Raw genomic sequence first — 14,433 nt, 5'->3', positions numbered from 1 at the left:
TTTAGGGTTAGGGTTAAGAATTACATAGATGACTGTGCAGGCTGACTAGGCAGGGGTAGATTATTAAAAAACTAAATACACTTAAGAAAGACAAGAAAGACAAACTTAAGAACGAAGCCAAACTTAAGAAAATTATACGCATACTGCTCTATATCGTTGTATTTTTGCTGCTGTTAATCTTAACAGGCTGGTTGGCCTTACACTTTTATTTGCATCAAAATCTGCAGCACTGGAAGGAGCAACTGCAAGATCTGGCCTTGCAAGAGACCGGTCTTCCTCTAAAAATCACAGATATTGAGCTCAATAATAATTTACTCAAACCCCAACTTAAGCTCAAACAACTTTATCTGGATCCGGAAAGCGCCAATACGACGGCAGCCAATTCGACGGCTCCCTCGACCAAGCCGGATTATTGTCAAAGCTCAGAACAAGCTTATACTCACAATCAGGAGCCAGCGCCTAAGGCACAAACCACGATGCCGACGCATTTCTCCATCGATGAAGTCAGTCTAGGCCTTAATTTTACGGCGTTATTGCGCCCGCATCACAAAATCCTCAACCTCACCATTGACAATATCTGCTCCCAAGCCTGGCGTGATGCAGCGGGGCAGTGGTCGATTGCTGGGCAAGCGATAGCGTCAGGCGATAGTGATTTTTCTCTGACGCAGTCTTTGCGCCAATTGCAACAAGAAGACTGGTTTAACTGGCTCGATCACTTAGAGATAACGATGCGCCACCTGGCCATTCGCGTGCGTGATGATAAGGATTGGCAGCAAAGTCAAGATATTTTATTACCGAGCGTGAGTTTGTGGCGTCACCAACAAAAAATGCGCCTGACGGCCCAGGCACAAGCACCGCTGATGGGGCCAGAACCACTAAATCTTGTGATCGATGCGCAGTTGCCCCAAAAAGACCAGCCTTTGACACTAGAGAGTCAGCTTTCTTGGTCCGATATCCGTCTGCAAAATCTACATACAGGTCAGGCCGATATAGATGCAATTGAGGACTTGCATTTAGGACCCGGCACACTTGAAATGGCTTGGTCAAACGATGAATTGCAATTTCCCATTCGGTTAAAGGGACATATTAAGCGCTTTAGTATTGGCGCCTATGAACTCTTTAGACATGGTTTTGCGCTGACGAATATGAATTATCGCTTGCAAATCAAGCAGAGTCACGATTTGTGGCAGGTGCTTGTCGATGATTTATATGTTCAAGACCCCAAATTACAAGCCCATTTTCAGGGGGATTGGCAGGCTTTAGCCGAGCATGATGATGGTAGGATGAAGTTACAGGGCAGCATTAAGCACTTGGATCTGCCTTTTTTACCAACGCTTTTTCCGACAACCATGGAAAAAGATGCTTTGGATTGGCTCGATAATGCTTTTAAATCGGGCTATATGTACGACGGTAAGTTTATTATCAATGGCTTAGTCGATGATTTTCCTTATGAAAACAGCGAGCAAGGTTTTGCGGATATTCAAGCCAAATTTAAGCAATTGCAATTGGACTTTTCACCCGCCAACACAGCCGATGATTGGCCCGATATTTATGTGAAGCAAGGGTATTTTCAGTTCAAGCAAGACCAGATCAGTCTCCAGACACCACTGGGTTACGCCCACAATAAAACAGGTAAGCGCGTGATTGATTTTCATGATCTTAAGGCTCGCATCGAGTCGCTCAATCACAATGCGCAAGTTTATGTGAATGCCCAAGCGCATACCGAACTTGGTGATTTTTTAGCCTTATCAAAGCAAACGCCCCTGTCAAGACTGCTCGACCATAATTTAGATAATGCGCAAGCCAGTGGTAAGGCGATGATTCCGTTGGCCCTCAAAATTCCAGTCATGGACAGTGATAGCACCGAGGTCGATGGCGTGATTCATGTCAGCGATGCCAGCTTTTTATACGATCCTGTTTATCCTAAAGTGACACATTTGCAGGCCGAAATGCCATTTAACGAGCATTGGTTGCAAGTTAAAACAGCACGTTTTAACTCCTTAGGTGGAAAGGGGCATATGCAGGGTTATATTGGCCGAGCGAATCATAGTCTAGATGTAAACGCTAGTTTTACGGCGCAAGGCTTAGGTCAGTTTTTGCAAATGCAAACCCAAAATTTAATGCAGGGCAGTACCCAGTACCATTTGAATTTGGCATTTAATCAAGTCCAGCAAATCAAAGCACAACTGCATGCTGATCTCAAAGGTTTAGCCTTAAAACTACCCGGCGATCTACATAAAGCGGCCGTTATACCGCTGCCAATTTTCATGCAATGGAATGAGATGCAAGAACAGGTCGGCAAGGGTAAGGCTTTGCTCCAGGTAGATATTGGTAAAGGTGCTTTGCAAGGCTTGTTTGAGCGCCTGGAAGGCAAGCCTTTTGACCAGCATCAGGCTTATTTCCATAGGGTAGCTGTGGGGATTGATCAGCCGGCGCAATTAGGAGCCTCGCCGTTTAGCATTCAGGGCCAAGTCAAACGCCTTAATGTCAATGACATTGAAAATGCTTTTGCGCGGTTCGAGCAAAGTTGGCAAGCGCATCAGCCACAAACATCGAAGAGCCAAGACAGCGGCCCCTCAAAACGTATTTTGCCGCCTCTTAAGCACCTAGATTTAGCGATTCAGCAACTGCTTTATGATGATTATCAAGTAGCCAATCTTAAACTCAAGGCTCAGCAGCCAACGCCAGACCACTGGACCTTACAGTTACAGAGTCCCGTACTAGCAGGACAGCTACAAATGAAGGGACAGTCAGGACAGGCCATCGAGCGTTTGACAGGGCGTTTTGCTTATCTTAAGTGGCCTCTAGAATCAGGTGCACCGGAGACCAAAGCCAAGAAGTCTCGGTCAGATGATGCGCCTTTAATTGACTCTAAACACTGGCCAGTCAACGCACTCGATGTGCAAATCAATCAGTTGTATTATCAGGATCACGCCCTCGGTCGTTTAAATATCCGAGGTCAGGCGCAAGGCCACCAGCAGTGGCATTTAGAACATTTCAATCTGTGTGGGGCCATGCTGTGTTTGCAGACTTCAGGCGACCTTAGACGGCATGCGCAGCAAGTGCCCTTGAGCCTGCATGGTCAATTAAAAATCGCTAACCTAGGTCAGTTGCTAGAGGCCTTGGATGTCACAGAAGATTTAGCACAAACCAAGGCAGATGCCACGCTTAATGTGCAGGTACCCGATGTCAATGATTTACATTTAGAGACCCTCGATGCTAATTTATACGCGAGCCTGCAACAAGGCCGGATTAAGGCGATAGACTCCAAGGCACTGCAGGTCTTGCAATTGATTTCTTTACAAGCATTGAGCCATCTACCTTATATTGCCTCTAATTTGCGTGATACGTTGCAAGAGGGTATGGCTTTTGAAAAAGTCAATTTTAATATACAATTGCAACATCAACTGCTGAGCTTAAAACAGTTTGAGCTATTTAGTAATGTTTTAGATGCTCGCGCAAATGGTCAGAGTCACCTTAATACCCAGCAATTAGATTTTCGAGCCCATGTTAAGCCACACATGGAGCTAAGTGGGGCTGCCCTTGCCACGGGCATTGTTTTTAATCCTATCATTGGGGCTCAGGCTTTATTAGGCCAATGGCTATTGCGACGACCTTTGGAATCAGCGCTCGAGCAAGATTTCCACATTCAAGGTACTTGGCAAAAACCGCTGCTAGATGGCAAACCCATGCAACTCGACTAAGCCTACTTTCCGACCCAACTTCACTATAAGCTAAAACCATCAATGGGTCAGCACGCTCATAGAATATAGGTATAGATATGCCCTTAAGTATTTTCGATGTTTTTAAAATTGGCGTAGGACCCTCGAGTTCTCACACGGTAGGTCCGATGATTGCCGCTGTACGCTTTGTTAAGGAGCTGCAGCAAGCGCAGCTGCTAACACAAGTCCAGCGCGTCAAAGTACAGCTTTTTGGCTCTTTAGGTTCCACTGGGATTGGTCACGGGAGTGATACCGCCGTCATCACAGGTTTATATGGTCATATGCCAGACAAAATTGAGCCGGATTTAATTCCTCAATTAGTCAAGCAAACCCGTGAAACCATGAGTGTGAATCTATTGCAAGCACACAAAATCGATTTCGATGAAAATACCGATTTGATTTTAAATGCCTTTGATAGTCTGCCCGAACATCCTAATGGTATGCGTTGTGAGGCCTTTGATGAAAACGGCAATGTGTTACTACAACGCGAGTATTTTTCTATTGGTGGTGGTTTTGTCGTCGATAAAGACGAGCTCAATGCCGACGAACCCGAAGCGACTATCGAAGTACCGTATGCTTTTAAATCCTCCCGTAATTTATTGGAGTTGTGCCGAAAAAATAGTTTAACTATCGCGCAACTGATGATGAAAAACGAGCTCGCCATGCGCTCAGAGCAAGAAATCATTGATGGAGTGATGCGCATTTGGAACACCATGCAAGCCTGTGTTGATCGTGGCCTACAAACCGAAGGCGTGCTGCCAGGTGGTTTTAATGTTAAACGGCGTGCACCGACCTTATATAAATTTTTACAAAAAAATGACGTCAATCACAACGAAGCGTTCTATATGATGGATTGGGTCAATCTGTTTGCCATCTCAGTCAATGAAGAGAATGCCTCTGGGGGTCGGATTGTGACGGCGCCGACCAACGGCGCGGCTGGCGTAATACCGGCCGTACTGCATTTTTATACCAAGTTCCACGATATTGAAGATAGCCAACAAAAAGTGCTGGAATTTCTACTCACGGCGGCGGCGATTGGTATTCTTTATAAAGAAAATGCCTCGATTTCTGGGGCCGAAGTGGGTTGTCAGGGTGAAGTCGGCGTGGCCTGCTCCATGGCCGCGGCGGCCCTTACAGCCGTTCAAGGGGGTAGCATCGAACAGGTCGAAAATGCCGCCGAAATTGGGATGGAACATAATCTAGGCATGACTTGCGATCCGATTGGTGGTTTGGTGCAAGTACCGTGCATTGAACGCAATGCGATGGGCGCCGTCAAAGCTATCAATGCTTCCCATATGGCGTTGCGTGGTGATGGAGAGCATGTGATCTCTCTTGATAAAGTCATTGCCACCATGTTACAAACTGGCAGAGATATGATGAGTATCTATAAAGAAACCTCTCAAGGCGGCCTCGCGGTAAATATCACTGAATGTTAGGCCTTCACTAATACATCTTCATTAACCATGAAAAAATATTTACGAACGCTGTGTAAACTACTGTGTTGCTTGGCGCTGATGAGCAGCTTAACGGCCTGTGATACATTAGGTGGCTACTTTTTTGGCAATAATAATGGTGCAGGTCTGGGTTTAGGAACGGGATATAGTTTTTAGGCGCTTTATTGACGTTTAGGGTACATAACGATTCTTAAGCAAGCCACAACAATACAGTTTTTTTTAGTATTTTTAGGTAGAATAATAGGTTATTTACTTAACCCAGTTAAAGATTATAAGTTTAATTACAAAGGTAAAAACACATGCAAGTACAAAAACTTGAAGGCCTGCAACGTCAGGTTGATTTGATTGTCTCATCCGCTGATATCGAGGCAGAAGTAAAAAAACAACTACAACAAGTTGCACGTAAGGCTAAAGTGCAAGGTTTCCGACCTGGTAAAGCGCCTTTATCTGTGATTGAGCGCAGCCACGGTCCTAGCGTGCGTTTTGATGTGATTAACCAAAAAGTCGGCGAAGCCTTTAGTAAAGCCGTTCAAGAATCTGACCTCAAGGTAGCTGGTCAACCCTCTATCGAGCCCAAAGAAGCCGGTGACGAAAAGGGTGAAGAAGGTCAATTAGCTTTTACAGCTAAATTTGAAGTGTTCCCAGAAATCGAATTGCCTGATCTTAGCCAAGTAGAAACTACTAAATACGAATGCAAAGTGACTGACGCTGAGGTGCAAGATACACTCGATATTCTTCGTAAACAACGTGCTCAATATCAAGAAACTGATCGTGCTTCTCAAGCCGAGGATCGTTGCACGGTTGACTTTGTGGGCCGTATCGATGGTGAAGAATTCGAAGGTGGTAAGGCCAGTGATTTTGTTTTCCTAGTTGGTCAAGGTCAAATGTTGCCAGAATTTGACAAGGCCGCTCAAGGCCTCAAAAAAGGCGAAGAAACTAAATTTGACTTAGCCTTCCCAGAGGATTATCACGGTAAAGAAGTGGCGGGCAAAACAGCAGAATTTACGCTCACCATGAAAAAAGTCGAAGCCCCCGTATTGCCAGAAATTGATAGCGAATTTGCTAAATCTCTCGGTCAAGAAGAGGGCGATATCGAGAAACTCAAAGCAGAAATCAAAGACAACATTGCTCGTGAAGCCGAAAACCGCGCTAAAAACCGCACCAAATCCGCAACCATGGACGCTATCGCTAAAGCGACGAACTTTGATGTGCCAGCCGCTTTGGTTCAAAACGAAGTTGCACACCGTATTCAAGCGGCTCGCGAAGAGCTTAAAGCCCGTGGTGTTCCTAATCCAGAACAAATGGATTTGCCTGCTGAGCTGTTCAAAGCTGAGGCAGAGCGTCGTGTGCGTTTAGGTTTATTAGTGTCTGAGTTAGTCGAAAAAGAAAACCTCCAAGCTAAACCTGAGCAAGTCAAAGCCAAAATCAACGAGTTTGCCCAAAACTACGAAAAACCAGAAGAGGTAGTGACTTACTACTTGACCGATGCGCAACGTCGTGCCGAAATTGAAGCCTTAGTTCTAGAAGACAATGTGATTGATTTTGTACTCTCTAAAGCTAAGGTCAAAGAAGAAGAGATTCCTTTCAAAGAAATTATGGGACAAGCCTAAATGTCTAGTAAGTTTACTGATTTTTATGCCAGCATCCATGGGGATGAGTCCGTGCGCCCATCAAGCCTCGGCTATATCCCTATGGTGATTGAGCAATCGGGTCGCGGTGAGCGCTCCTATGATATTTATTCTCGCCTCCTCAAAGAGCGAGTCATCTTTTTAGTCGGACAGGTAAATGATCAAACGGCTAATTTAGTAGTTGCTCAATTGCTGTTCCTAGAGTCAGAAAACCCTGATAAAGATGTGTCTTTATATATTAATTCTCCGGGTGGCGGTGTTTATGCCGGCCTGGGGATTTATGACACCATGCAATTTATTAAACCCGAAGTTTCTACCCTATGTACGGGGCTAGCGGCGAGTATGGGTGCCTTTTTATTATGTGCGGGTGCGCCAGGTAAGCGTTATAGCTTGCCGAATTCTCGCATTATGATTCACCAGCCCCTTGGCGGTGCTCAGGGTCAGGCCACAGACATAGAGATTCAAGCCAAAGAAATTCTTAGCTTGCGTGATCGCCTCAATGGTATCTTGGCCAAACACACAGGGCAACCTATCGAAGAAATCCGCCAACATACTGAGCGTGATAACTACATGGACCCTCTCAAAGCCAAAGAATTTGGGTTAGTGGATCAAGTTTTAGAATCTCGCGACGTTGAGTTATAGCATGGTAGACAAAAAAAAGTCAGACAAAGACGAAATGGTTTGTAGCTTTTGTAATAAGTCAGCATCCGAAGTCAATCAAATGATTTCGGGGTTGGGCCACACCTTTATTTGTGATGAATGTGTGCATGAAAGCTTTAATCTACTCGAGGAAAGAGAGCAGGAATCCTTAAAGGAAGGCATAGAGAAGGAATTGCCTAAACCTCACGAGATTAAGGCGTTTCTTGATCAATACGTGATTGGTCAAGAAATTCCAAAACGTAATCTGTCCGTGGCTGTCTACAACCATTACAAACGGATTCGACATCAAGGTCATAAATCCGAAGATAGCGTTGAGCTCTCTAAGAGTAATATATTATTGATTGGTCCGACGGGCTCCGGCAAAACATTACTGGCACAAAGTTTGGCGCGCATGATTGATGTGCCCTTTGTCATGGCCGATGCCACCACCTTAACTGAAGCTGGATATGTTGGTGAAGATGTTGAAAATATCATCACCAAACTATTACAGAACTGCGATTACGATATCGATAAAGCGCAACAAGCGATTATTTATATCGATGAGATCGACAAAATCTCACGCAAGTCAGAGAATCCTTCGATTACTCGCGATGTATCAGGTGAGGGGGTGCAACAAGCCCTACTCAAATTAATTGAGGGTACAGTGGCTTCTGTGGCACCTCAAGGTGGACGGAAACATCCTAACCAAGACTTCATCCAAGTCGACACCACCAATATTCTCTTTATTGTCGGTGGCGCGTTTGATGGTCTCGAAAAAGTGGTTCAAAACCGTACCGAAAAATCCGGCATCGGTTTCTCAGCGTCTGTCCAAGCCAAGTCCGACAAAAGCGTGGGTCAAATTTTCAGCATGGTCGAACCTGAAGATATTATTAAATTCGGCTTGATCCCTGAGTTAGTAGGCCGTCTGCCAGTATTGGCGACCTTACAAGAGCTTGATACCGATGCTTTAGTCAAAATCCTGACGGAACCCAAAAACGCTTTGATCAAGCAATATCAGCAATTATTGAAAATGGAAGATGTGGAGCTTGAAGTCACTGACGAGGCTCTGCGTGCCATTGCCGAAAAAGCCATTGCTCGCAAGACGGGAGCCCGTGGTCTACGCTCGATTGTTGAGGCAAGCTTGATGGATACGATGTTTGATTTGCCTTCCCTTGAGGATGTCAAAAAAGTTACCTTGACCAAGGTGGCTGTACTCGGTCAAGCCAAACCCTCCTTAAGTTATCGTGCTAAGCCAGCAAGTGATAAACTAAGTGCTAAGCCTTCTTCAAATGATGCTGAACAGCCAGCACGTGACAAAGCATCCTAACTAAATAACGTGATTATCGTGATGATCTAAGACACGTATACTTAGTTATTCTGCACTTTAAATGGGGCTTGAAATTCATCTTTCGAGCCCCATATTTTATGTATCTATACTGTCTTTTAGGACAATTATTATATGACTACAAAAGATACAACGATGACAACCAGCAAAGAATTACCTGTCTTGCCATTACGCGACGTGGTGGTCTTTCCACATATGGTGATTCCGCTCTTCGTGGGTCGCGCGCGATCTATTAGCGCTCTCGAAGCAGCCACCGAGGAACACGGTAAAGAGGTCATTTTAGTGGCCCAAAAAACGGCGAGTGAGGATGATCCAAAAGCCGAAGATATCTACAGCATGGGTGTGTTTGCGAATATCTTGCAATTGCTCAAACTACCAGACGGTACCATTAAGGTGCTGGTCGAGGGTACAGAGCGTGCCGATATTAGTGCCATTAAGGACAATGGCGAGTATTTTGTGGCGCAAGCCCAGCCCGTGCCTACAGAGGTGGCTGCGCATGCCGACGAAACCGAAGCTTTACGTCGCATGATCCTCGAGCAATTTGACCATTACGTCAAACTCAACAAAAAAATCCCACCCGAAGTCTCCAACAATATCAATGCGATTGATGACGCCGATGCTTTAGCCGATACAATTTGCGCGCATATGCCGATCAAGCAAGAAGAAAAGCAACAATTGCTTGAGCTCACGAATGTGACTGAGCGCTTAGAGCGTATCCTTGGCCACATCGGTGGTGAGATCCAAATTCTGCAGTCCGAAAGACGCATCCGTGGTCGTGTTAAGCAACAAATGGAAAAAAGCCAACGCGACTATTATCTCAATGAGCAAGTCAAAGCCATCCAAAAAGAACTTGGTGAGGGCGAGGACGGTGCTGATCTTGACGAGCTTGAGAGCAAAATCAAAAAAGCACAAATGCCTAAAGAGGTCGAAGAAAAGGCGTTGTCTGAATTCAAAAAACTCAAACTCATGTCGCCGATGTCGGCCGAGGCGAGTGTGGTGCGTAACTACATTGATGTGCTAGTAGATTTGCCTTGGAAGAAAAAAAGTCGTGTCAGCCATTCACTGAGCAATGCTGAGGACATATTGAACGCGGATCACTATGGTCTAGAACGTGTCAAAGAACGCATTATCGAATATCTCGCTGTCCAAAATCGGGTCGGTAAACTTAAAGCACCGATTCTATGTTTAGTGGGGCCTCCGGGGGTCGGTAAGACGTCGCTTGGCCAATCAATCGCCAAAGCCACTAACCGCAAATACGTGCGTATGGCTTTAGGGGGCGTCCGAGACGAGGCCGAAATTCGAGGTCATCGTCGTACCTATATTGGTGCCATGCCTGGCAAAATCCTCCAAAACATGAGCAAGGTAGGTGTCCGTAATCCACTTTTTTTATTGGATGAAATCGACAAACTTGGTATGGACTTTAGAGGTGATCCAGCTTCGGCCTTACTCGAAGTACTGGACCCAGAACAAAACCATACGTTCCAAGATCATTACACCGAGGTTGATTACGATTTATCTGATGTGATGTTTGTGGCTACCAGTAATACCCTGGATATCCCAGCGGCCTTATTGGACCGCATGGAGGTGATTCGTTTATCTGGCTATACCGAGGACGAAAAAATCCACATTGCTCAAGATCACTTAATTCCTAAACTCCTCAAAAATAACGGTCTTAAACCAGAGGAGTTAGAGATTGCAGAGACCGCGATCCGTGATATTGTGCGTTACTACACACGTGAAGCGGGGGTTCGTGGTTTGGAACGTGAGATTTCTAAAATTTGTCGTAAAGTTGTCAAAGAGGTCTCACTGGCTGAGGATGCGGCCAAAGCCTCTAACCCTCGCAGCAAAAAGGCGACTAAAGCTAGCACAAAATCTAGCACTAAAGCGACGTCTAAAACGGTCAAGGTCAATGCCAAAAACCTTGATAAGTACTTAGGTGTGCGCAAGTTCAATTTCGGTATGGCCGAAAAAGAAAACCAAGTCGGTCAAGTCACTGGTTTAGCATGGACCGAAGTGGGCGGTGATTTACTCACCATTGAGGTCGCTACCATGAGTGGTAAAGGCAATATCCAGTATACGGGTTCACTGGGTGATGTCATGAAGGAATCGATGCAAGCGGCGCGTACTGTTGTGCGTTCCCGCGCCTACAAACTGGGCTTTGAAGATGTGGTTTTTGAGAAAAAAGACATTCACATCCATGTTCCAGAAGGGGCTACGCCTAAGGATGGTCCTTCCGCCGGGATTGCAATTACCACCGCCTTGATTTCAGCTTTATCTGGCATTCCAGTGCGTGCCGATGTGGCGATGACTGGTGAAATCACCCTAAGAGGCGAGGTGCTAGCCATTGGTGGTCTCAAAGAGAAACTCTTAGCGGCACACAGAGGCGGCATCAAAACGGTCCTCATTCCCGAAGAAAATGTCAAAGATCTCAGTGAGATCCCAGACAAAGTCAAAAACAAATTGGAGATTATTCCAGTGCGTTGGATTGACAAAGTGTTGGAAGTGGCGTTAGAGCGTTTACCTGAGCCATTAACCGAGGCTCAAATTGCTGAGCTCACTCGCAAAGCTCTTATGCGCAATGAGAGTGGCGAGCATAGCAATCAGGCCAGTACCAAACACTAGTGGTATTTACGAGCAATTAGTACGTTAAACAAGCCACTATCAAATAAATAACCCGCTCAATGAGCGGGTTATTTGTTGCACGCGTAGAGTACGCCGCCGACGCTGGATACCGTACTCGCTACTCAGGATCAGGAAAGACGCTATTACTGCGTGACGGCTGCTGCGGAGCGCGTCGTGACGGCTGGGCATTAAAACGTGGTGGCTCAGCCTCTATAATCGGTGCAGGAAAAGCAGAATGATTTCCTGAGGCTTTGCTAGGTGCGGCACTCGTGCCCTGGGCATTATCTTCAAAAATGGGATCAGGAAATTGATCTTGACTCGAGTGCTCGAAGCTATTCGCAGAGGATGAGTCAGGCGTGACGGGCGCAGGCGTTGGGTTGTTCACCCGTGCAGACTCAGTCTGCGTGTCATCTGAGCTAGACTGCGTATTTGCGGTCGTGTCTTCAGACTTCGTTGCTGCATCGGGGGCCGCTGGGATATCCGGTACCGCGCCTTGCAGTTCTGGATTATCGCGAATTAATTGGCCACTTTCATCGCTAGGCTCTTCAGAGGTATCGGCATTTTGTGTAGCAAATTCCTCGGCCCCTTGAATCTCTCCTGAACTGGTTTGCTGATCGTCTTGATTGGTGTTGTCACCGGGATCTTGATTAACTTCGGGAGCCACTTGACTATCTCCCGTGGTTTGCTCTGGCAAATTCTTCACAGGTTTGCGTGTAAAGGCACCATAAAATGACATCGCGATATAAGCAATCAACAGAATCGATATGATTAGGATTATTAAACGGCTCAGCGGTTTGCCCATGTGTAATTCTCTATAAGTTGAAAATACTAAGAGTTTAGCAGTGTTTGCTAGCTTTGCACTAGCATCACCGAATCTTTTAGGAACTTAAGCGAGTTCTCTATGTATAAACCTTAATGATCCATCCGCAAAATGTCTTTAATTTGGCTTTAAAACCACAGTCCAGCCCCCTGTGCGCTCAGAAGAGACATTTTATATATGTGAATTTCACAAAAGTGTTAAAATCGGCTTATGTTCTATTTGAGCACGACTCTCGCAGTCGTGTTTTTGTTTTAAGGTTAGTATGATTCAAGTTAGTTTACCCGACGGTTCGGTCAAACAAGTCCCAGAAAATACAACAGTCGCTCAAGTGGCGGCCAATATTGCCACCAGTCTAGCAAAAGCCGCCATTGCCGGCAAAATTCAAACCACGGGTCAAGAAACCGCTAAATTAGTCGACACTAACTATCCACTAACGCAAGACTGTCAATTAAGTATTTTGACGGCCAAAGATCCAGAGGGTCTAGACATTATTCGTCACTCCACGGCTCATTTAATGGCTTATGCCGTCCAAGAGCTCTATCCAGAGGCTCAAGTGACAATTGGCCCAGTCATCAAAGACGGTTTTTACTACGATTTTGCTTACAAGCGTCCTTTTACGCCCGATGATTTACAAAAAATCGAAAAACGCATGCATGAACTCGCCAAAAAAGACGAGGTCGTAACGCGTGAAGTGTGGTCGCGTGATCAAGCCTTAGCGTACTTCAAAAAAATTGGTGAGGATTATAAGGCCGAGATTATTGAATCCATTCCGCAAGATGAAGAACTCTCTATGTATCGCGAAGGCAACTTCATTGATTTATGTCGCGGACCGCATGTGCCGTCTACCGGCAAGCTTAAAGTCTTCAAACTCATGAAAGTGGCAGGGGCCTATTGGCGTGGTAATAGCGACAATGAGATGTTGCAACGTATTTACGGTACCGCTTGGGCCACTAAAGAAGAACAAAAAGATTATTTGTTCATGCTCGAAGAGGCCGAGAAACGCGATCACCGTAAGCTCGGTAGAGAATTGGATTTATTCCATTTTCAGGACGAAGCCCCAGGCCTGATTTTTTGGCATAGTAAGGGCTGGCAGATTTGGCAACAAATCGAGCAATATATGCGCCGTGTCTATGTCCAAAACGGCTACCAAGAGATTAAGGCACCGCAAATTTTAGACCTTTCTCTTTGGAAGAAAACCGGTCATTGGGATAACTACAAAGAAAATATGTTTATTACCGAATCCGAAAATCGGGTTTACGGTCTTAAACCTATGAACTGTCCAGGCCACGTGCAGATTTTTAACTCCAGTTTACACTCTTATCGTGAGTTACCGATTCGCTATGGTGAATTTGGTCAATGTCATCGTAATGAGCCTTCTGGTTCTCTGCATGGTTTGATGCGAGTGCGCGGTTTTACTCAAGATGATGGTCATATTTTCTGTACCGAAGAACAACTCCAAGAGGAGTGTTATAAATTTACGGCGCTCTTACAAAAAGTTTATCGCGACTTTGGTTTTGAAAATGTGCTCTATAAGGTCGCCACTCGCCCCGAAAAACGCATCGGTAGCGATGAAGTATGGGATAAAGCCGAACAAGCTTTGATTCAGAGTCTGCATAATTCTGGCTGTGAGTTTGAAATCTCTCCAGGCGAGGGGGCATTTTATGGCCCCAAAATTGAATATACGCTCAAGGACGCGATTGGCCGTCATTGGCAATGCGGGACGATTCAGGTGGATTTCTCTATGCCTAAACGCTTAGGTGCAGAGTATGTTGATCAAGATGACAAACGGCAAACGCCCGTCATGTTGCATCGGGCTATTTTAGGCTCTCTCGAGCGTTTTATAGGTGTACTCATCGAGCAACATAGTGGAGCAATGCCGCCGTGGTTGGCACCCGAGCATGCCGTAATTTGTACTATTTCAGAAAACTTTAACGACTACGCCAAAGACGTCGAACAAGCCTTGCTCGCTAAGGGATTCCGCGTTAGAGCCGATTTGCGCAACGAAAAAATCTCTCGTAAAGTGCGTGAAAATGCGATGCAAAAAGTCCCATATATTTTGGTGGTAGGTGAACAGGAGCAACAGCAGCAAGCGGTCGCCGTCAGGGCTCGTGGTAACCTGAATTTAGGTACCATGACACTCACAGATTTTATTCAACGACTCTCAGATGATATTACTGAGCGTCGTAATGTTATTGCTTAATTT

At 45.5% G+C, this 14,433-nt stretch carries 8 protein-coding genes; 7 read left to right on the top strand and 1 reads right to left on the bottom strand.

The features are described from left to right. The first annotated feature begins 164 nt into the window (after positions 1-164). The 6 genes from Q335_RS0107780 to lon all read left to right on the top strand — a co-directional run bounded on the left by Q335_RS0107780 (position 165) and on the right by lon (position 11,410). Complete coding sequence (locus Q335_RS0107780; RefSeq protein ID WP_028358135.1) at positions 165-3,704, top strand: YhdP family phospholipid transporter; 3,540 nt, start codon at positions 165-167, stop codon at positions 3,702-3,704. Between the two features lie 77 nt (positions 3,705-3,781). Then, the gene (locus Q335_RS0107775; RefSeq protein WP_028358134.1) at positions 3,782-5,158 is read left to right on the top strand and encodes an L-serine ammonia-lyase; all 1,377 of its coding nucleotides are present in this window, start codon (positions 3,782-3,784) and stop codon (positions 5,156-5,158) included. A gap of 317 nt (positions 5,159-5,475) precedes the next feature. Beyond that, positions 5,476-6,786, top strand: coding sequence for a trigger factor (tig, locus tag Q335_RS0107770; RefSeq protein WP_028358133.1), 1,311 nt, complete (start codon positions 5,476-5,478; stop codon positions 6,784-6,786). Then, a complete protein-coding gene (gene clpP / locus Q335_RS10255) occupies positions 6,787-7,446 on the top strand; it encodes an ATP-dependent Clp endopeptidase proteolytic subunit ClpP (protein ID WP_028358132.1) in 660 nt (219 codons plus the stop codon). A gap of 1 nt (position 7,447) precedes the next feature. Continuing rightward, positions 7,448-8,770: an ATP-dependent Clp protease ATP-binding subunit ClpX gene (gene clpX / locus Q335_RS09775; protein WP_038369669.1), complete on the top strand. Its 1,323-nt coding sequence runs from the start codon at positions 7,448-7,450 to the stop codon at positions 8,768-8,770. 132 nt (positions 8,771-8,902) lie between these two features. After that, positions 8,903-11,410 (top strand): endopeptidase La, encoded by a 2,508-nt coding sequence (gene lon / locus Q335_RS0107755; protein WP_028358131.1) that lies wholly within the window; start codon positions 8,903-8,905, stop codon positions 11,408-11,410. Positions 11,411-11,528: 118 nt separating this feature from the next. On the opposite strand, the gene Q335_RS0107750 is transcribed toward lon, so the two are convergent. Then, the gene (locus Q335_RS0107750) at positions 11,529-12,212 is read right to left on the bottom strand and encodes a hypothetical protein (protein ID WP_028358130.1); all 684 of its coding nucleotides are present in this window, start codon (positions 12,210-12,212) and stop codon (positions 11,529-11,531) included. Positions 12,213-12,492: 280 nt separating this feature from the next. Here Q335_RS0107750 and thrS point away from each other — a divergent pair, with 280 nt between their 5' ends. Further along, entirely contained in the window at positions 12,493-14,430 is a 1,938-nt protein-coding gene (gene thrS / locus Q335_RS0107745) for a threonine--tRNA ligase (protein WP_028358129.1), read from the top strand. Positions 14,431-14,433 lie beyond the last annotated feature (3 nt).

This window comes from Brackiella oedipodis DSM 13743, assembly GCF_000621025.1.
In the GTDB taxonomy this organism is placed as follows: Bacteria; Pseudomonadota; Gammaproteobacteria; order Burkholderiales; family Burkholderiaceae_B; genus Oligella; species Oligella oedipodis.
The sequence above is the reverse complement of the archived record's forward strand: the minus strand, read 5'-3'. Positions and strand labels throughout refer to the sequence as shown.

What these genes read in the sequence shown, in the direction of transcription:
- tig (WP_028358133.1), top strand. Translation starts at nt 5,476, where the DNA reads ATGCAAGTACAAAAACTTGAAGGCCTGCAACGTCAGGTTGATTTGATT.
- thrS (WP_028358129.1), top strand. Translation starts at nt 12,493, where the DNA reads ATGATTCAAGTTAGTTTACCCGACGGTTCGGTCAAACAAGTCCCAGAA.
- Q335_RS0107775 (WP_028358134.1), top strand. Translation starts at nt 3,782, where the DNA reads ATGCCCTTAAGTATTTTCGATGTTTTTAAAATTGGCGTAGGACCCTCG.
- lon (WP_028358131.1), top strand. Translation starts at nt 8,903, where the DNA reads ATGACTACAAAAGATACAACGATGACAACCAGCAAAGAATTACCTGTC.
- Q335_RS0107750 (WP_028358130.1), bottom strand. Translation starts at nt 12,212, where the DNA reads ATGGGCAAACCGCTGAGCCGTTTAATAATCCTAATCATATCGATTCTG.
- clpX (WP_038369669.1), top strand. Translation starts at nt 7,448, where the DNA reads ATGGTAGACAAAAAAAAGTCAGACAAAGACGAAATGGTTTGTAGCTTT.
- clpP (WP_028358132.1), top strand. Translation starts at nt 6,787, where the DNA reads ATGTCTAGTAAGTTTACTGATTTTTATGCCAGCATCCATGGGGATGAG.